At 37.8% G+C, this 19,042-nt stretch carries 19 protein-coding genes; 11 read left to right on the forward strand and 8 right to left on the reverse strand.

Annotated features, from left to right (window positions below; all coding sequences use genetic code 11):
* Positions 1 to 72: 72 nt before the first annotated feature.
* Both nadA and thiL read left to right on the forward strand, forming a co-directional pair.
* The gene (gene nadA, locus HQN86_RS18350) at positions 73 to 1,065 is read left to right on the forward strand and encodes a quinolinate synthase NadA (protein WP_172662342.1); all 993 of its coding nucleotides are present in this window, start codon (positions 73 to 75) and stop codon (positions 1,063 to 1,065) included.
* A 134-nt stretch (positions 1,066 to 1,199) separates the two neighbouring features.
* Positions 1,200 to 2,240 (forward strand): thiamine-phosphate kinase, encoded by a 1,041-nt coding sequence (thiL, locus tag HQN86_RS18355; RefSeq protein ID WP_172662343.1) that lies wholly within the window; start codon positions 1,200 to 1,202, stop codon positions 2,238 to 2,240.
* Here the strand turns inward: thiL and HQN86_RS18360 are convergent.
* Complete coding sequence (locus HQN86_RS18360; RefSeq protein ID WP_172662344.1) at positions 2,235 to 3,560, reverse strand: DNA recombination protein RmuC; 1,326 nt, start codon at positions 3,558 to 3,560, stop codon at positions 2,235 to 2,237. The two genes, thiL and HQN86_RS18360, sit on opposite strands and share 6 nt — an antisense overlap.
* Before the next feature lie 71 nt (positions 3,561 to 3,631).
* Positions 3,632 to 4,771 carry an NAD(P)/FAD-dependent oxidoreductase gene (locus HQN86_RS18365; RefSeq protein ID WP_172662345.1) on the reverse strand — a complete coding sequence of 380 codons (1,140 nt, stop codon included), beginning with the start codon at positions 4,769 to 4,771 and terminating at the stop codon, positions 3,632 to 3,634.
* Positions 4,772 to 4,857: 86 nt separating this feature from the next.
* On the opposite strand from HQN86_RS18365, the gene HQN86_RS18370 reads away from it, so the two are divergent.
* Entirely contained in the window at positions 4,858 to 5,553 is a 696-nt protein-coding gene (locus HQN86_RS18370) for a zinc metallopeptidase (protein ID WP_172662346.1), read from the forward strand.
* On the opposite strand, the gene apaG is transcribed toward HQN86_RS18370, so the two are convergent.
* Together apaG and dusB are read right to left on the reverse strand one after the other, a co-directional pair.
* A complete protein-coding gene (apaG, locus tag HQN86_RS18375) occupies positions 5,550 to 5,936 on the reverse strand; it encodes a Co2+/Mg2+ efflux protein ApaG (protein WP_048908132.1) in 387 nt (128 codons plus the stop codon). The two genes, HQN86_RS18370 and apaG, sit on opposite strands and share 4 nt — an antisense overlap.
* 32 nt (positions 5,937 to 5,968) lie before the next feature.
* Complete coding sequence (gene dusB / locus HQN86_RS18380) at positions 5,969 to 6,976, reverse strand: tRNA dihydrouridine synthase DusB (RefSeq protein ID WP_172662347.1); 1,008 nt, start codon at positions 6,974 to 6,976, stop codon at positions 5,969 to 5,971.
* A 53-nt stretch (positions 6,977 to 7,029) separates the two neighbouring features.
* Between dusB and HQN86_RS18385 the strand changes: the two genes are divergently transcribed.
* The 3 genes from HQN86_RS18385 to HQN86_RS18395 are packed head-to-tail and all read left to right on the forward strand — an operon-like array spanning position 7,030 to position 8,958.
* Positions 7,030 to 7,962, forward strand: a complete 933-nt coding sequence (locus HQN86_RS18385) for a CPBP family intramembrane glutamic endopeptidase (RefSeq protein WP_172662348.1) — start codon at positions 7,030 to 7,032, stop codon at positions 7,960 to 7,962.
* A complete protein-coding gene (locus HQN86_RS18390; RefSeq protein WP_172662349.1) occupies positions 7,943 to 8,149 on the forward strand; it encodes a putative signal transducing protein in 207 nt (68 codons plus the stop codon). The genes HQN86_RS18385 and HQN86_RS18390 overlap by 20 nt, the downstream gene beginning before the upstream one ends.
* Positions 8,149 to 8,958 carry a phosphatidate cytidylyltransferase gene (locus HQN86_RS18395; protein WP_172662350.1) on the forward strand — a complete coding sequence of 270 codons (810 nt, stop codon included), beginning with the start codon at positions 8,149 to 8,151 and terminating at the stop codon, positions 8,956 to 8,958. The genes HQN86_RS18390 and HQN86_RS18395 overlap by 1 nt, the downstream gene beginning before the upstream one ends.
* A gap of 249 nt (positions 8,959 to 9,207) precedes the next feature.
* On the opposite strand, the gene HQN86_RS18400 is transcribed toward HQN86_RS18395, so the two are convergent.
* Together HQN86_RS18400 and mfd are read right to left on the reverse strand one after the other, a co-directional pair.
* Complete coding sequence (locus tag HQN86_RS18400; RefSeq protein WP_048908127.1) at positions 9,208 to 9,426, reverse strand: DUF3820 family protein; 219 nt, start codon at positions 9,424 to 9,426, stop codon at positions 9,208 to 9,210.
* 11 nt (positions 9,427 to 9,437) lie between these two features.
* Positions 9,438 to 12,779, reverse strand: coding sequence for a transcription-repair coupling factor (gene mfd / locus HQN86_RS18405; RefSeq protein WP_172662351.1), 3,342 nt, complete (start codon positions 12,777 to 12,779; stop codon positions 9,438 to 9,440).
* 79 nt (positions 12,780 to 12,858) lie between these two features.
* Between mfd and HQN86_RS18410 the strand changes: the two genes are divergently transcribed.
* From HQN86_RS18410 to HQN86_RS18430, 5 genes are all read left to right on the forward strand, one after another.
* Positions 12,859 to 13,185, forward strand: coding sequence for a DUF2752 domain-containing protein (locus HQN86_RS18410; protein WP_172662352.1), 327 nt, complete (start codon positions 12,859 to 12,861; stop codon positions 13,183 to 13,185).
* A complete protein-coding gene (locus HQN86_RS18415; protein ID WP_172662353.1) occupies positions 13,178 to 13,537 on the forward strand; it encodes a TM2 domain-containing protein in 360 nt (119 codons plus the stop codon). The genes HQN86_RS18410 and HQN86_RS18415 overlap by 8 nt, the downstream gene beginning before the upstream one ends.
* Positions 13,538 to 13,635: 98 nt before the next feature.
* Positions 13,636 to 14,733, forward strand: a complete 1,098-nt coding sequence (locus HQN86_RS18420; protein WP_172662354.1) for a Nif3-like dinuclear metal center hexameric protein — start codon at positions 13,636 to 13,638, stop codon at positions 14,731 to 14,733.
* The gene (locus HQN86_RS18425) at positions 14,733 to 15,476 is read left to right on the forward strand and encodes a zinc ribbon domain-containing protein (protein ID WP_048908124.1); all 744 of its coding nucleotides are present in this window, start codon (positions 14,733 to 14,735) and stop codon (positions 15,474 to 15,476) included. The genes HQN86_RS18420 and HQN86_RS18425 overlap by 1 nt, the downstream gene beginning before the upstream one ends.
* Before the next feature lie 199 nt (positions 15,477 to 15,675).
* Positions 15,676 to 17,184 carry a tetratricopeptide repeat protein gene (locus HQN86_RS18430; RefSeq protein WP_246269687.1) on the forward strand — a complete coding sequence of 503 codons (1,509 nt, stop codon included), beginning with the start codon at positions 15,676 to 15,678 and terminating at the stop codon, positions 17,182 to 17,184.
* Positions 17,185 to 17,193: 9 nt separating this feature from the next.
* Here HQN86_RS18430 and HQN86_RS18435 read toward each other — a convergent pair whose 3' ends face one another.
* Positions 17,194 to 18,276, reverse strand: coding sequence for a 3-oxoacyl-ACP synthase III family protein (locus HQN86_RS18435; protein WP_172662355.1), 1,083 nt, complete (start codon positions 18,274 to 18,276; stop codon positions 17,194 to 17,196).
* Positions 18,277 to 18,341: 65 nt separating this feature from the next.
* Positions 18,342 to 18,986 (reverse strand): LutC/YkgG family protein, encoded by a 645-nt coding sequence (locus tag HQN86_RS18440; RefSeq protein WP_048908122.1) that lies wholly within the window; start codon positions 18,984 to 18,986, stop codon positions 18,342 to 18,344.
* Positions 18,987 to 19,042: the final 56 nt, after the last annotated feature.

Genomic DNA, 19,042 nt, shown 5'->3' on the forward strand with positions numbered 1-19,042 from the left:
TAATTAAAATTTATCCTGTTCTTTGCTGCACTAAAAAAGAAATATTAAAAAAGAAAATATCAACTCATTAAAATGGACACCTTAGAGGAAATTAACAGAAAAGGTTTTGTAGATGAAAAGATCGATCCCACACTTGACCTTTTTGAGGAAATTGAAAAATTAAAAAGGGAAAAGAATGCGATAATATTAGCTCATTATTACCAAGACCCTGATATTCAGGATATAGCAGATTATATTGGAGATAGCTTAGGGCTTTCTCAGGAAGCTGCTAAGACTGAGGCAGATATCATTGTTTTTGCCGGAGTGCATTTTATGGCAGAAACAGCTAAAATTCTTTCTCCCAATAAAACTGTTTTGTTACCAGATGTAAAGGCTGGATGCTCATTAGCAGATAGTTGCCCACCACATTTATTTAAAAAATTTAAAGAAAAATATCCTGATCACCTGGTCATAACGTATGTAAACTGCACAGCAGAGCTGAAGGCACTGAGTGATATCGTATGTACCTCCACAAATGCTGTTCAAATTGTTGAAAGTTTACCAAAAGATCAGAAAATTATCTTCGGACCAGATAAAAATCTTGGTGCATGGGTAGCAAAGAAAACCGGTAGAGACCTGGTACTGTGGAATGGAGCATGTATGGTGCACGAAATATTCTCCAGAGAAAAAATAACAAAACTTAAAGAGCGCCACCCTAATGCAAAGTTTATTGCGCATCCTGAATGCGAAGAAGCTGTATTAAAAATGGCCGATTACATTGGTTCAACAACAGGATTGTTAAAATATTCCATAAATAACGACGCTCAGGAGTTCATTGTAGCAACGGAAAGTGGCATTATTCATCAAATGGAGAAGGCTAATCCCGGAAAAACCTTTATTCCTGCACCGCCAAATAACAGTTGCGCATGTAATGAATGCCCGTATATGAAAAGAAACACGTTAGAAAAACTGTATTTGTGTTTAAAAAATGGATCTCCAGAGGTAACAGTACCTGAAGATATCATTGTAAGAGCAAGAAAACCAATTGAAAGAATGCTTGAGATATCTGCAAGTTTGGGGTTGTAGTAGCCAAAATTAGATTGGTTAATCGTCATTGTTGCCCGTCATCTCGACGATAGGAGAGATGACGAATCGCATAAAAAAGAATGTTGGTAACTATGTTAATTCAATATAAAACAGTAGTTTAAAGAAATAAGATAATGTTTGAGAATAAGGAAAGAACTGATATTTCAGAGTTGGGAGAATTTGGGCTGATAAAGCATTTAACAGATACTTTTAAAATAAGACATGAAAGCAGTATAAAAGGCATAGGTGATGATGCAGCAGTATTAAATTTTAACAACAAAGAAGTGCTGATTTCTACAGATCTGCTGCTTGAAGGAATTCATTTTGATCTTGCTTACGTACCGCTAATTCATTTAGGTTACAAAGCAGTTCAAGTAAACCTAAGCGATATTTATGCAATGAATGGTATTGCAACTCAGGTAACCGTTTCTATCGGTTTATCGAGCAAATTTACTTTAGAAGCAGTTGAAGAAATTTACAAAGGAATTGAACTCGCCTGTAATAAATTTAACATCGATCTTATTGGAGGAGATACCTCAGCAAGTAAACAAGGATTGGTAATTAGTGTAACCAGTATTGGCTATGCTGAAAAAAATGATGTTGTTTATAGAAATGGAGCTGGTGAAGGTGATCTCTTATGTGTTTCCGGAGATTTAGGCGGTGCTTATGTTGGGATGCAAATATTAGAAAGAGAAAAGCTTATTTTCCTTGAAAATCCTAATATCCAGCCAGATTTAGAGGGTAAAGATTACATTATTGAACGTCAGTTAAAACCTGAAGGAAGAAGAGATATAGTTGATCTTCTGGCACAAATGGAAATAAAACCGACCTCAATGATTGATGTATCAGATGGATTGGCTTCTGAAATATTACACATTTGTCAGCAATCTGAAAAAGGATGTAACCTTTACGAAGAGAAGATTCCAATAGATCCAATGACTTACGAAACTGCACGGGAACTTGGTTTAGACCCGACGGTATGTGCTTTAAGTGGTGGCGAAGACTATGAATTGCTATTTACAATTAAACAGGAAGACTATCCTAAACTAAAAAATGATGTTGATATCACCATTATTGGTCACATCACTGATAAAAATTCGGGATGTAAAATGATATCTAAGTCCAATGTTGTGCATGAATTAAAGGCACAAGGGTGGAATGCATTTAAATTATAAACTATCTTCCTCATCAGGTAAGGTAGAATCCAGAAATTTGGTGTCAATCTGCTTAGTAGCTTTGGCACCTAATTTCTTAATTTTCTCTGAAGTATTGGAAAGGTTTCCGGCACCGGTAGAGAGCTTATTTAAAGCTTTATCATAAGCATCCTGGCTTTGCTTAATGTTCTTTCCTATTCCCTCCATATCAGTTAAAAAGCCAACAAATTTATCATACATATTGCCACTTAAACGGGCAATTTCAAGTACGTTTCTATTTTGTCTTTCCTGTTTCCAAATACTTGCGATGGTTCTTAAAGTAGCCAATAAAGTAGAAGGACTTACAATAACTACTTTTCTGTCCCAGGCATAATTAAAAAGCTCGGCATCCTGTTGTACCGCAATGCCAAAAGAAGATTCAATGGGTATAAATAACAATACAAAATCGGGTGAATTGATCTGATAAAGATCATGGTAGTTCTTGGCAGATAAACCTTGTATATGAGTTTTTATAGAAGCAAGGTGTTGTTTTAAATACAAATCTTTATCATCATCAGTATCCGAACTAACCAATCGTTCATAAGCCAATAAAGATACCTTAGAATCAATTATTATATGTTTATCATCTGGAAGGTCAATAATAACATCCGGTTGCATTCTACCCCCGTCAGATGAGTTCAAACTGGTCTGTATTCTATATTCCCTATCCTTTACCAGCCCAGATCTTTCCAAAACACGTTCCAGAATTACTTCTCCCCAGTTTCCTTGTTTTTTATTGTCGCCTTTAAGGGCCCTGGTTAAGTTATTTGCATCTTCCTGAATTTGCTTGGTCTGATCCATTAATTGGGAGATCACACCTTTCAAAATATTTCTTTCGTCTGATTCAGATTTATAAACCTTATCAACCTTTTCTTCAAAAGCTTTAATATTTTCTTTAAATGGATTTAGAATAATATCAAGATTAGTCTTGTTTTGTTCTGTAAACCTTGCTGTCTTTTCTTCGAGCACTTTATTGGCTATATTTTCAAATTCCAACTTAAATCTTTGTTGTAGTTCCGCAATATATTTATCCTGCTCAATCTGCCTTTCACGTTGTGCAATTAGCGATTCTTCAGCTTTTATTACCTTACTGCGCTCATTCATATAATTGAGGCGAAGATCATTCAATTCATCTTCCAGTTTCAATTTTTCATCCTTTAACCAATTCATCGATTTTTGATGTTCCAATTCCTTTAACTCCAAAAGAGCAATATGATTTTGATTAGCCGCCGGTTTCTTAAACAATAAAAAAATAAGTGAGGCTAAAATGATAACTAATAAAACTATTCCTGCTATTTCCATACTAATATTGTTATCAAATGTGACCATAATAACTTTAAATTGCAAAAATAAATAGTATTTTATTGATTAGGTTATAGTGAATCTATAACAAGCCGGGCGGCATCTTCTCCGGTTTGAGTGCCCATTGCAATTCCCATTCCATTACACCTAACAGCACAGAAAACATTGGGTTTTACTTCTTTAATTATAGGATTTATAGTAGACCCAAATGCCATAATTCCGCTCCAGGTTTGCTCTATTTCAAAAGGTGTTTCAGGTAAAATTACATCCGATAACAATTTTATTAGCGCATTCTGTACCAACTCGGTGGTTCCAAATTCAGTGGTTTCCTCAGCTTTAAAATCAAGGTTTCTTCCGCCTCCTAAAAGAAGCCTGCCATCTATATTTCTAAAATAATAATACCCTTTATCGTAATGAAAAGTACCCTTTATTTTTAAGTTCTTTATTGGTTTTGTAATGATCACCTGACCACGTCCGGGAATTACATCTAAAGAAGGCAATAGCTCCTTTACAAATGCATTCGTACAGATCAATACCTTTTTACATCTAAAATTTCCGTCTGGGGTTAAAATGACTTGTTCATCGCCTTCTTCTTTTAGCGCAGTGACTGTACAGGAATTAAAAATACTTATCCCTTGTGATGCTGCTTTATTAAGCAAACACTGCATCATTTTCCCGGTATCTATTTGTGCCTCCAAACTATTTTCTAAAAGGATGCTCACATCTTTAAAACCAAACTCAGAAATTTTACTTGCTGCAGTTTTAAAAACCTCCTGCTTGCCCGATATTTCCTTCAAAATATGGTTATAATGGCCAATTTTGGAGACACACAATGAAGATAATTCATTTTCTAACGGCTTAAATAATTCATAACCGCCATAATTTTCATAAGATATTGAACTGTCTCCCAATAGCTTTCTGAGCTTTAGGAGGCCATTCCAGCGTTTATCAATTAAATTGTATAAACCGTCGGTTCCTATAATTTTCTCCTGTTCTATTAATTCAGAAATACTGCCGAAACAAGCAAAGCCAGCATTCTTTGTGCTCGCCCCCGAGGGTAAGAACCCCCTTTCTAATACAGCTATACTTAAATGTGGTATTTCTTTTTTTAAACTAATTGCAGCGTTCAAACCCACAATTCCGCTTCCTATGATAATAATATCATAATTAAAAAAGTGCTGTTTTTCCCAATAAGAAATCAATGCCGACATAATATAAAATTATGTTATTTTTTGATTATCAGATAAATTGGGAACGCTTTTTGATTAAAACCTAATGAGATTGCAAAACTAAAAAAATGGGAATTTATTTGATTTTAATAATCCCGGTTCTAATATTAAGCATGTTTGTACAATGGAGATTTAGAAATAAGTTTTCAAAATATGCTGAAATGCACTTGAATTCGGGATTTTCGGGAAAAGAGGTTGCAGAGAAAATGCTGCACGACAATGGGATATTTGATGTAAGGGTGATGAGTACCGATGGACAATTATCAGATCATTATAATCCTTCAGATAAAACAGTTAATTTAAGTACAGATGTCTATTATGGGCGGAGTGTTGCAGCAGCAGCAGTAGCTGCTCATGAGTGCGGGCATGCCTTACAACAGGCTAAATCATATAGCTGGTTAAACCTTAGAACCAATATGGTGCCTTTGGTAAGCCTAACTTCAAACCTTTTACAATGGGTATTAATTCTGGGCGTTTTATTAATTGCATTTACTTTTAACCCTGTTGTTTTAACAATTGGAGTAGTTGGATTAACACTAATAACTATTTTTAGTATAATTACCCTACCGGTAGAGTTTGATGCCAGCAGAAGAGCGCTTATATGGCTAAAAAACAATAAAGAGATACTGTATACAGCAGAAGAAAATACACAGGCTAAAGATGCACTTTGGTGGGCGGCCATGACTTATGTTGTAGCCGCGTTAGGTGCCATGACTAATCTTATCTATTACCTTTCCATATTATTTGGAAGGCAAAAAGGTTAGTTTAATCTGTAAGAAGCTATTAAGCTAAATTTAGGAATATCAACTGTAAATTCAGTATCGTCAAACAGACGGCTCATTAAATAGCTGCCGTTCATGGTACCCATATCAGTTGTTAAGTTACAACCAGATACGTAAGAATGGCTTTCTCCAGGTTCAATTACAGGCTGTAAACCAATAACTCCTTCGCCTTCTACTTCTCTTTGAACACCGCTGGAATCAAAAATGAACCATTGACGTCTTTTAAGCTGTATAGCGTAATCTGAAAGGTTTTCTATATTGATGCGGTAGGCAAATACATAGTGATCATTTGCTGGATTAGAATATTCATCCTGATACACGGTTTCTACCGAAATTTTAACACCATCTGTTATTGCTGTAACCATTACAATTTTATTTTTTAAATGTTTTTCAAAAATCACGCCATTTCCCCAACCGGGAGAATGTTATGATACTTATCTGCCACTTCGTCCAGGATACTATGTATTGTTTCTATGTTATCCTCTTTGACAAGTAACATTCTATAAGGTTTAAAGTCTGGCAAACCTTTAAAGTAGTTTGCATAATGGCGTCTCATTTCGAATACACCAACTTTAGGTCCTTTCCATGCAATTGATTTCTCAAAATGCGTTCTGCATACTGTTACACGCTCTTCAACACTTGGTCCGGCTAAAATTTCGCCTGTGTTAAAAAAGTGTCTTATTTCCCTGAATATCCATGGATATCCAATAGCAGCCCTGCCAATCATGATGCCGTCAATCTCGTATTCCAGTCTCCAGTCTGCCGCTTTTTGTATGCTATCTACATCACCGTTACCAAAAATTGGAATTTTTATGCGTGGATTACGTTTAATCTCTCTTATCAGTGTCCAGTCTGCCTCGCCTTTATACAGCTGAGCTCTGGTTCTTCCATGAATTGTTAACGCTTGGATACCAATATCTTGTAATCTTTCTGCAACTTCTTCTACATTCTTGGTATTATCGTCCCATCCAAGTCTGGTTTTAACCGTTACAGGCAAATGTGTAGCTTTTACAACAGCCTCGGTCATCTTAACCATTTTGTCAATATCCTGCAGCAAACTAGCACCCGCGCCCCTGCAAGCAACGTTCTTAACGGGGCAGCCGTAATTGATATCCATCAGATCAGGATTGGCCAGCGTAGCAATTTCGGTAGCCTCTCTCATATGATCAATCTCACTTCCAAATATCTGTATGCCAATAGGGCGCTCATATTCAAAAATATCAAGTTTAGCCCTGCTTTTTGCAGCATCCCTTATTAATCCTTCCGACGAAATAAATTCGGTATACATCATATCTACCCCGCTTTGTTTACAAACAAAACGAAAAGGAGGATCGCTCACATCTTCCATCGGTGCAAGCAATAAAGGGAACTCTCCCAGGTCAATATTTCCTATCTTTACAGACATTTTTCTATCTTCAATGCAAATTTCAAAGTGCAAAGGTACAAATAATCAAAATAATGAATTTCATAGAAAAGCAACGAGACGAAAATAGTCCTTATACGCAGCTACTTATGCTCATTGGATACATAATAGCAGGCCTTTTTGCTTTTTCTATTATTGCGCTCATAATTATAGTTGCCATATATGGACTAGGATCGCTTACCGATCCTGCAATACTTTCTGGTGCTGAAGAGAAATATCGTCCTGCATTACAAATTTTGCTGGCCGCTACTTCTGTCGGAATGTTTTTGGCCCCGCCATTATTCCTGGCCTTAACAGAAAGAAGGAAAATTAAGGTATTCTACGGGTTTAAAAAGCCAGAACCGAACCTTTTGCTCATCGTTTTATTAATTATGATAGTTTCTATGCCCGTTATGGAGTGGACGGCCATGATTAATCAAAAAATGGTACTTCCCGATTACTTGAAATGGATCGAAACCTGGATGAGAGAAAAAGAAGACCAGGCCATGCAAACCACCCTGCTCCTATTAAAAATGAAGCACATCAGCGAGCTTGTAGTTAATCTTTTGTTAATTGCATTATTACCAGGCATAGCAGAGGAATTGATGTTTAGAGGGGCTGTACAGCGCTCATTCTTAAGAATTTTTAAAAACCCGCATGTCGCAATTTGGACTTCAGCCTTCCTTTTCAGTGCTATACATTTACAGTTTTATGGCTTTTTACCACGTTTCTTATTGGGTGCCGGCTTCGGATATATCTATTATTGGAGTGGTAATTTATGGTACTCAATGTTAGCCCATTTTTTAAATAATGCTTATGCAGTATGTGTAGCATGGTATATGCAAAAAAACAATATACCTTTGTCTGAAGCAGACAACACAAGTCATTTTGTCTGGTATGGATACCTGATCAGTTTCATTTTAACGATTTTTGTATTCCAATTTTTTAAAAATAAAACATCAAAAACTTATGAGCAGCAATTGGATTAAGGTTTATGAAACAGAAGATCAATTTAAGGCTGAGATTCTTAAACAAGGATTAGAGGCAATTGATATCGATGCTGTAGTATTAAACAAACAAGATTCATCTTACAAAACTTTTGGCATCTTAACAGTCCTTGTACATCCAGATGACTCCGAAAAAGCGAAGGAATACATTTTAGAAAACAATATTTAATGAAAACCAGAGCAATAACTGCGTTCTTTTTTACCATAGTGATGTTGGGATCCATCTTTTTAGGTGGCTATACCTTTACCTTTTTTTACCTGCTTTTAAGTCTTGCTGCGCTATTTGAATTCTTTAAACTGATCAAAACAGCAGGAATAAGACCACACCGAAATATTGCACTTTTTGCTGCCACACTAGTATTTTTAATGACCGCAGGATACCATTATCTGCAATTTGAAACCAAGTACCTGTTGCTTTTAGTACCACTTTTATTTTCGGTATTCATCAGCGAACTCTATAAAAAAGATAAAATACCCTTTGCCAATATATCCTATACTTTTGTGGGGTTTGTATATGTAACAACCCCATTTTGTTTCTTTTATTCACTTGGTTTTTTGGCCAGCAGTGCTGAATATAGCTTTCATTTACCATTGTCCTTTTTACTGATGCTATGGGCCAATGATACAGGCGCTTACCTGTTTGGAATGAAATTCGGTAAAACACGACTTTTTGAGCGTCATTCGCCAAAAAAATCATGGGAGGGTTTCTTTGGAGGAATGTTTACCAGCGTGCTCGCATCTTACCTTATATCTTTACAATTTACAGAAATAAGCAGCTGGGTTTGGGCCGGAATGGCACTTTTAATAGCAAGCTTTGGCACACTTGGAGATCTTGTAGAATCAATGCTGAAACGAAGCCTTAATGTAAAGGATTCAGGTACTTTCTTACCGGGACACGGTGGCCTTTTAGATAGGTTTGATGGCCTCTTGATTGCCGCCCCTGTGGTGTATACCTATTTGTACCTTTTGCTCCATTAATTTTAAAAAAATACCGGGTTAATATCAGGTCTGAAAACGGCTGGATTGTTGCTTTACCAAAATCAATAATGAATGCATGTTAAGTTCATATTAACACCGTGTTTTTCTGGTAAAACATGGACTAGACATGGAGTAGACATGGACTCAACATGGACTTTGAAGATTTTGTACTTAAACAAGAGCCCTACAACACTATAACGATAAATAAAAAAATAGGCTAAAAAACAAGAATTTTGGAGAGAAATGAGACTAACGATTGGGGTTCTTTAGCGGTTGAAGCAAATACTCCAGGCCGTTAAGTTTAATCTCATAAAGTGTTGCAATCATTTCGCCAAGTTTCCCGGGAGGAAAACCTTCTTTATGAAACCAGATCAGGTAAGATTCCGGCAGATCGCATATAATACGTCCTTTATATTTGCCAAATGGCATTTGCATGGTAACCAGATCTTTCAGTATTTGCGGATTCATTTCGCTTTAAATTAATTAACCACCATTTCGAGCATTTCTACTGCTTCATCAACTGTGTTAAGGTTATCAAAGGCAATCCTTAAGCTGTCTTTAACTTCTTTTAAATTACATAGCCGGGGGTGGATTTGTGCAAAGTGCAATATTTTATTGAACATTGTTGAATCAAAAAACGAAGATTGTTTGTCTGTTATGAAATAACCGCGTAAAGTGCCTTTTTTGAAGGTTATTTTTTCAAAAGCCAGTTTTTTGGCCACCCATTGCAATCTCAATACATTCAGCATGGTTTTAACTGGCTTTGGAACCGGACCAAACCGATCTTTTAAACTCAGCTCAAATGCTTTTAACTGGGTTTCGTTCTCTATTTTAGACAACTCGGTGTATAGATTATACCGCTCGGTAATGTTGGTTACATAATCGTCTGGAATGTATAATTCCAAATCGGTATCTATCTGTGTAAAGGTAACAAAAGGGCGTTCCGGCTCATCTTTAAACAGGCCTTTAAACTCATCTGCTTTGAGCTCCTGTATGGCTTCATCAAGTATTTTGTGATACATTTCGAAACCTATTTCGGCAATAAAGCCACTTTGCTCCGCTCCTAACAGGTTTCCGCTGCCGCGGATGTCCAAATCCCTCATTGCGATGTTAAAGCCGCTCCCGAGGTCTGAAAACTCTTCGATGGCACTAAGTCTTTTGCGGGCCTCAGAAGTTAAGGTAGAAAGTGGAGGACTTAGCAGGTAACAGAAAGCTTTTTTGTTGGACCTACCTACCCTGCCACGCATCTGGTGCAGGTCGCTTAGCCCAAACATATGTGCATGGTTAATGATGATGGTGTTTGCGTTTGGAATATCCAAACCTGCCTCAATAATTGTTGTGGCAACCAATACATCCTTTTCGCCATTTATAAAATCAAGCATTACATCCTCAAGCGCGTCGCCATCAAGCTGCCCGTGGGCAATACCTATGCGTGCTTTTGGAACCAGGCGTTGTATTAAACCGCCCAATTGCGGAAGGTCGTTTACGCGGTTATGGATAAAGAATACCTGTCCGCCACGATCAAGTTCAAATTGAACGGCTTCCTGAATCAGTTTATCGTTAAAAACGTGTAATTCTGTATTTACAGCTTGCCTGTTTGGTGGCGGAGTGCTCATGATGGAAAGATCTCTCGCTCCCATTAACGAAAAATGGAGTGTACGCGGAATTGGTGTGGCGGTAAGGGTTAGGGTATCTACATTCACCCTCAAAGCCTTCAGTTTTTCTTTCGATGCTACACCGAACTTCTGTTCTTCATCGATGATCATGATGCCCAGATCTTTGAATTTTACATCCTTGCTCAATAAACGGTGGGTACCAATAATGATATCTACTTTGCCATCAACAACAGCTGCAAGCGTATCTTTTATCTGTTTATTGGTTTTAAAACGGTTAATGTAGTCGACATTGCAAGGGAAGCCTTTTAAACGACCCGAGAAGGTTTTAAAGTGTTGTAAGGCCAAAATGGTGGTAGGCACCAATACTGCTGCCTGTTTGCCGTTTGCAACGGCTTTAAAGGCCGCACGTATAGCGATCTCTGTTTTACCAAAGCCTACATCGCCACACACAAGCCTATCCATTGGATGCGGGGCTTCCATGTCTTTTTTAACATCGTTTGTCGCCTTTTCCTGATCAGGGGTATCTTCGTAAATGAAAGATGCTTCCAGTTCTGTTTCCAGGTAGCCATCTGGATCGAATGCAGTACCAACCTGCGATTTTCTTAAGGCGTATAGCTTTATCAGGTCGCGGGCTATATCTTTAACTTTTTTTTTAGTGGTCTTTTTAAGCTTGTCCCATGCCTCGGTTCCCAGCTTGTTCATTTTAGGGGCAGTACCATCTTTTCCGCTGTATTTTGCAATGCGGTTTAGGGAGTTGATGTTTACGTAAAGCAGGTCGTTGTCGGCATATACCAGTCGAATCATTTCCTGTGTTTTTCCGTTTACTTCTACCTTTTCCAGGCCGGCATATTTACCTATTCCATGGTCTATATGGGTCACAAAATCGCCTGGCTTTAAATCTCTGAGTTCTTTTAAAGTTATGGCCTGACTGCGCTGATAGCCTCTTTTGAGCTTGTATTTGTAAAAACGATCAAAAATTTGATGGTCAGTATAAAAGGCCACATGTTGTTGCGCGTCAACAAATCCTTCTCTTAAAGGGATGTTTACCGGGGTAAACTTTGCCGTTTTATCTATATCGTCTAATATGGCGTATAAACGTTCGGTTTGCTTGGTTGAGGAGCTAAAAATGAAGTTATGGATGCCTTGCTTTTCATTTTCTTTGATGTTGTGAATAAGCAGGTTAAAGTCTTTATTAAAGGATGGCTGTGGCTTGGTTTCGAACTGAAAAACCTGATCTGTTTTGTAAAAAAATTGTTTTCCAAATTCTACCAGAAGAAAATCCTGCAGCATGTCGGCCATCATTTTTTCGTCGGTAAAGGCAAATTTAGGGTCAATCCAGTCTTGATTTTCCGCTTTTTCTTTAACCGGCAAAGCTTTCCAAAGCTCAACAGCCTTTTTGTAGCCGGATTTAACAATGTCGAGGGTAAATTCTACATCTCTAAACCAAAGCTGGGTGTCTTTTTCTATATAGTCGAGCAAGCTGATGTTGCTTTCTGTAAGGTATTTTGATTGAACATTTGGGATGATGGTGAAGGTTTTTACATCTTCTACAGAGAGTTGACTTTCTATTTCGAATGTGCGGATGCTTTCAATTTCATCACCAAAAAATTCTATACGATAAGGCAGGTCATGTGAGAAAGAAAAAATATCTACTATGCCGCCACGGATTGAAAACTGACCGGGTTCGTAAACGAAATCGGTACGGTTAAAATCGTAGTCTATCAGGAACTCATTTATGAAATCGATGCCTAGTTTAGCGCCCAGACTAATTTCGAGGGTGTTTTTTTCGAGAAGAGAACGGTTTATTACCTTTTCTGCAAGGGCCTCGGGGTATGTAACTACTATTTTGCCGTATTCAGAATGGTGGTTTAGTTCGTTTAATACTTCGGCCCTGGCCAGTACATTTGCGGTGTCAACCTGTGTAAATTCAAAAGCTTTGCGGAATGAAGAAGGAAATAAAAGTACTTCTTTATCCAGAATACTTTCCAGATCTGCAAGAAAATAAGATGCCTCTTCCCTATCCGGTAACACAAATAAAATTGGTTTATGGAGCAGAAAATAAATAGCTGTTGCAATTGTTGCATCGGCAGAACCAACTAGTCCTTTTAGCTGAAGTTTATTACCTTTGCCCGCATTAAGGGCTTTTGCCAATGCTACAATGCGTTCATCTGTTTTGTATCGATTAATCAGGTCGCGGATGTTCACAATGCAAATGTAAGATTTATGATTAGCTTTAGATGTAACAAAGTCTCTATTAATCAATCTAAAATAAAAAGAGGATAACATGAAAATGCTGAGCCGCATACCATTAGAACTCATTTTTTGGATAACGGCTTTAGTATTGCTGGGATTAGCGCAACCACAGTTACATGGCCATGAACATCACTTTACCCTTTGTCCGCTAGCAAACATGGGGATAGATTGGTGCCCGGGATGTGGAATTGGAAGAGCTTTAACGCAGCTGTTTCATGGTAATATTGCAGAGAGCATTAAGCTCCATTGGTTTGGAATACCTGCCCTGCTGATTATTGTATACAGGATTGTTGTGCTGATAAAATTAAGTGTTAAAAGGAATAAAATTTTAAAATATAAGGAGGAAGGATATGTTTGATTCACCATTTATGTCATTGCCGGGTATCACACCTCAGGAATATTCGTACTTGCAAACTGCAACTACAGGATTTAGTGAACAACAGTTGAGAGGGTTTTTAATGATTTACGGAAGTAAAAGAAGAAATCCGGACGATATGGTGCTGTATTGCATTTTAGGCTTCTTTGTACCAGGATTACCAAGGTTTCTGGTAAACCAGATTGGTATGGGAGTGCTGTATTTCTTTACAGTTGGGTTATGTTTTATAGGAACGATTATCGATTTAATAAACCATAAGACCCTTGCTTTTGAATACAATCAGCGTATGGTGTTTGAAAGTTTACAGATGGTTAAAATGGGGAATATTCAATAGAATAGTACACTTTAAAATAAAAAGAGATTGTACAGCGTGTGCAATCTCTTTTTATTTTAAAGTGAAATTTTGTTGTGCATATTGTAAATTTACAGCCTATGAGGTTAGCGATTTTAATAAAGCATCTGGAAGAATTTGCTCCATTGAATTATCAGGAAGATTATGATAATTCTGGATTACTTATCGGAAATGCTGATCAGGAAATACACGGGGCGCTTGTTGCCCTCGATTGCACGGAGGCCATTGTAGATGAGGCCATTGCTCAGAACTGTAATTTGATCATCACCCATCATCCTATCGTTTTTAAGGGGCTCAAAAAGCTTACCGGGAAAAACTATGTTGAACGGGTTGTACTAAAAGCGATAAGGCATAATATTGCGCTTTATGCTATTCATACAAACCTAGACCATGTAAAATATGGTGTTAACGGGGTGATCAGTCAGCGGTTGGGGCTAAAAAATATTAAGATTTTAAGTCCGAAAACATCGTTATTAAAAAAATTGGTGACATTTTGTCCGACTGCTCAGGCTGCTGCAGTACGATCAGCTTTGTTTGAGGCAGGCGCTGGCGGTATTGGTAATTACAGTGAATGTAGCTTTAATGCAGAAGGCACAGGAACATTTAGGGCCGGAGAAGACACTAATGCCTTTGTTGGCGAGAAGGGTGTTCGGCACCATGAGTCAGAAGTAAGGATAGAAACGGTTTTTTTGGTTCAGGATGAGAGAAAAGTGCTTCTGGCCTTGTTTGAAAACCATCCTTATGAGGAGGTTGCCTATGATATTTATCCTTTGGGAAATAGATTGGATACTGTAGGTGCCGGAATGGTTGGCTGGCTGGAACACGAAATGGACGGAAAAGACTTTCTTCATTTAGTTAAAGACAGAATGGATGCCGAGGTAATAAGACATACTAAATTGCTGCCTAAAAGGATTAAAAAGGTGGCTGTTTGTGGTGGATCGGGAAGTTTTTTGCTTAAAGATGCCATTGCAGCCGGTGCCGACGCTTTTGTAACCGCAGATTTTAAATATCATGAGTTTTTTGATGCCGATGAAAAATTGGTTATCGCTGATATCGGACACTTTGAAAGTGAACAATTTACATCTAATTTGTTGATAGATATTATTCAAGAAAAATTTCCTAACTTTGCAATCCGTTTAACGGAGCATAACACAAACCCCATAAATTATTTCATTTAATGGAACAAACTGTAGAGCAAAAGCTAAAAGCTTTATACGAATTACAAACTCTTCATACTAAGATCGATAAAATACGTCAGATACGTGGTGAATTGCCAATGGAAGTGGCTGACCTTGAAGATGAGGTTGAAGGACTGGAAACACGTATACAAAAATTCAAAAGTGAATTGGATGATACTGAAGACGCCATTGTAACGCGTAAAAATATGATTAAGGAAGCTCAAGGCCTGATCAAAAAATACGAGACCCAATTAAAAGATGTTAAAAACAATCGTGAATATGATGCTTTAACTAAGGAGGTTGAGATCCAGACGCTTGAGATTCAGGTTTGCGAGAAAAAGATCAGAGAGTTTGGTTTTGATATCACTCAAAAAACTGAAGTTTACGAAAAAGCACTTGCTGATTTAGAGTCGAGAAGAAAAGATCTTGATATCAAAAAAGGAGAGTTGCAAACAATTACTGCTGAAACTGAAAAAGAAGAGCAGTCGTTAAGTAAAAAAGCTGAAAAAGCTGAAACTCAAATTGAAGACAGACTTTTAACTGCATATAAGAGATTAAGAGGAAATGCTAATAACGGCCTTGCTGTTGTTACTATCGACCGTGATTCATGTTCAGGTTGTTTTAACCAGATTCCTCCTCAGCGTCAATTAGATATCCGTCAACGCAAGAAAATCATTGTTTGCGAGCATTGTGGAAGGATTTTAGTTGATGAGGCACTTACTCAGGAAGAGTTACCGGCATAACACGTGCCGTCATTCTGAATTTATTTCAGAATCCCTCTTGAGTATGTTTTTGAATAGCCCCTGCTAGATTCTGAAATAAATTCAGAATGACGAGAGAAAAAAAGAAGGTGTATCATTATCATATGATACACCTTCTTTTTTGTGGAAGAATTTTTGCTTGCAGCAAAGCATTAAGATTTAGTTAATCCTTGCCTTAGTTATGAATATGATTTCCGGTTCTGTATATAAATGTGTGCTGATTGTTTTTTTGTTGCTTTCGCCAACAGCTATTTATGCAAATTTCGACTTTAATGCCAATTGCTTAAAAGCCTACCAGAACATATTTGAGCTTAAGCTGAGCACCGCCAGACAGCTGATTGCTGCTGAGAAGAAGATTCATCCTGACAATGGGTTGGTTCCTTTACTGGAAAACTATGTTGATTATTTTTATTTGCTTACCACGGAAAGCAAGACGGAATTTGACAAGTTAAAAGAAAATAAATCTACACGGTTAGACCAAATCGCTGATGGTGATAAGTCATCACCATACTATTTATATGCGCAGGCCGAGATAAACTTACAATGGGCTTTAATTAGGGGGCGATACGGTGAATACTTTACTGCCGCAAGGGAAATTAAAAAGGCCAATGGCTTATTACAGGATAACAACAAGAAATTTCCGGCATTTACATTAAACGCAAAAGGGCTAGGCCTGATCAATGCTTTTTTGGGTAACCTGCCAGATGGAATTTTGAAGAGCACACTTTCTACGTTCGGTATAAAAGGGAATCTTCAAAGCGGAATAGCAATGCTCGATAAGTTGTCGGAAAGCCTGCCCAAATCTAAATTTGAGCCATTCTATGAAGAAGTGGTGTTCTATTACGTATTTGTGCTGAATGATATCGCACATAGCCCTTCGGCCTACAGCAAAACAATGAAATACACCTCCAGAATTGCAGAGAGTAGTCTGTTAAAAACATATTTGCAGGCATTGGTGTGCTCAAAGAACGGCCACAATGATGAGGCCATCAGTATTTTAAATAACAGACCAACAGGTGCGGAGTATCAATCTTTTCCTTATCTGGAGTTTTTGCTGGGTTCTGCAAAGCTCAATAAACTTGACTATTCATCTGGACAGAACTTTGTCCGTTTTTTGCAGCTTAATAAAGGGGCTAATTACATTAAAGACGCAAACCTGCACTTAGGCTGGGTCTCGCTACTAAAAGGCGATACGGAGGCTTATACTGCGTTTATGAACAAGGTTAAGTCGGCAGGCTATACTTATCAGGAAAAGGATAAGCAGGCGCTTAATGAAGCGGGCGAATCAATACCAAATAAAGAGCTTTTAAAAGCAAGGCTGTTGTTTGATGGCGGCTATTACAATAAAGCACTGGAGGAGCTAAAAGACAGCAAAGGGGATAGTTTTGCCTCTGCCAGGGATAAAACGGAATACTATTATCGTCTGGGGCGTATAAATGATGAGCTTGGAAAGTACGATATAGCGCTTACCAGCTATCAGAATGCCATTAATAAAGGAAAAAACCTGAAGTACTATTTTGCAGCAAATTCTGCATTGCAGATTGGTAAGATTTACGAAAAGAAAGCAAACTTCTCAAAGGCTAAAGCTTTTTTCAATGTTGCCATTCAAATGAAAAACCACGATTATGAAAGCAGCATTGAGACGCAGGCAAAGGCCGGTATCAAAAGAATTGATAAAAATGCTGACTAAAACTATAGCTTAAAAACGATAAACAAAAGCATTGATGTGCATGCCTGCCCCTACAGAGGCAAATACAGCGTAATCACCTTTCTTTACTTTATAGCCTTCTACCTTTTCTTTTAGAACCAGATCCAGCAGTGTTGGTATAGTAGCTACAGAGCTATTTCCTAACCATGAAATGGTCATAGGAACTAGATTTTCCGGCACCGTATCCAAATCATAAAGTTTAAATAAGCGTTTCATAATGGCGGTATCCATTTTCCCGTTAGCCTGATGTATGAAAACAATTTTAACATCTTTAATGTCTATTTCTGCTTTGTCTATAGCTTTTTTAACTACTTGAGGAACGTTTATAACGGCAAACTCATAGAGCTTGCGGCCATTCATTTTAAGATAGGTGTTGCCATTACACTCGCTCGGGTTGTTGCTTTTGCCCATTACCAGTAACGAACCATAATCGACCGCATAGGTTTGTGTTTTGTGAGCAACAATGCCTAATGGGTTTTCAGATTCCTGAGCTTCAAAAATAACAGCTGCTGCACCATCAGAGAAGATCATGCTGTCGCGGTCATGAGGATCGGTTATTCTGGAAAGCGTTTCTGCACCAATAACCATTACTCGTTTTGCATCGCCACTTTGAATGAGATAGTTGGCTTGTATGGCGCCTTGAACCCAGCCCGGGCAACCAAATATGATATCATAGGCAACACAATCGGGATTTAGGATATGCAGGGTTTGCTTTACCTTGGCGGCCAAGGAAGGAAGGATATCCATACGATTGCTGCCGCTTTTTACGTCTCCGAAATTATGGCAGAATATGATATGATCTAAAGTTTCTTTGTCTATTCCGGCATCGTCAATTGCGCGTTGAGCAGCAATAGCTGCAATGTCGCTATTTACAATATTGTCATCAACATAGCGTCTCTCAAGAATCTCTGTGATCTCTGCAAATTTATTTATTACTTCGTTGATGTCTTTTTCCAAAGCCACTCCATTATCGTAAAATGTGGAGGTTAAAAAAGAGTCGCCAGAAATGATGTTTTCGGGAATATAGCTACCTGTACCTGTAATAACCGAGTGTAAGTTTGTTTTATTGCTCATTATGAACCGCAGACTGTTTTGGTATACAGTATAAAAATAGAACTATTATATTAGAAATAAAAATTTTAAGAGAAATCTTCAATTAAAAATACAAATAATTCTTTTGGTCCGTGTGCTCCAAGAACCAATGTTTTTTCAATATCTGCTGTTCTGCTTGGTCCTGTTATGGTGCTGATCATTGATGGGATTTGACTACCGTATTTGTCTTTGATGAGCTTAAAAGCATCTTTAAGATCCATTACAAGCTGTCCTGTTCTGGCAATAACAATGTGATGATGAGGGAAGATACTAAGTCTGCGACCGGCTGCATTTTGGTTGGAAACCATTACGGAACCATTACGTGCAATAAGGGCTTCACACAAAGTAATTCCAACTTCGGCCAGGTCAAAATCTTTGTCTGTTTTATAAAAAGGGAATTCGTATTCTGTTAAGAGTTCTTGTAATTCAGGCTCCCAGCAGTATATTTTACGCCAGTTAAAGCGGTCTGCAAGCTGAAGGATGTTTTCAATAAATTCTATTCCGTTTTCGCAGTAGATGAAATTGCCCGAAACGGCGGTAAGTTGTTCTGCAAATAATACCTCCGGATACTCTGTATTTTCTGTGTACAGTGGGGTATCTTCTAAATTTGGATAAGGGTTGTCTCTTTTTTCAAGAAGCGCCTTCCTTATCTTTTTCAGCATTAACTCTTTGGAGGAAATATTTTCTTGCATAAAAAAAGGGATTTGCAGCCATTTCGTTTATTGCGAAATGGCTGCCCCATAAATAT

This window comes from Pedobacter panaciterrae (assembly GCF_013204795.1).
GTDB classification, from domain to species: domain Bacteria; phylum Bacteroidota; class Bacteroidia; order Sphingobacteriales; family Sphingobacteriaceae; genus Pedobacter; species Pedobacter panaciterrae.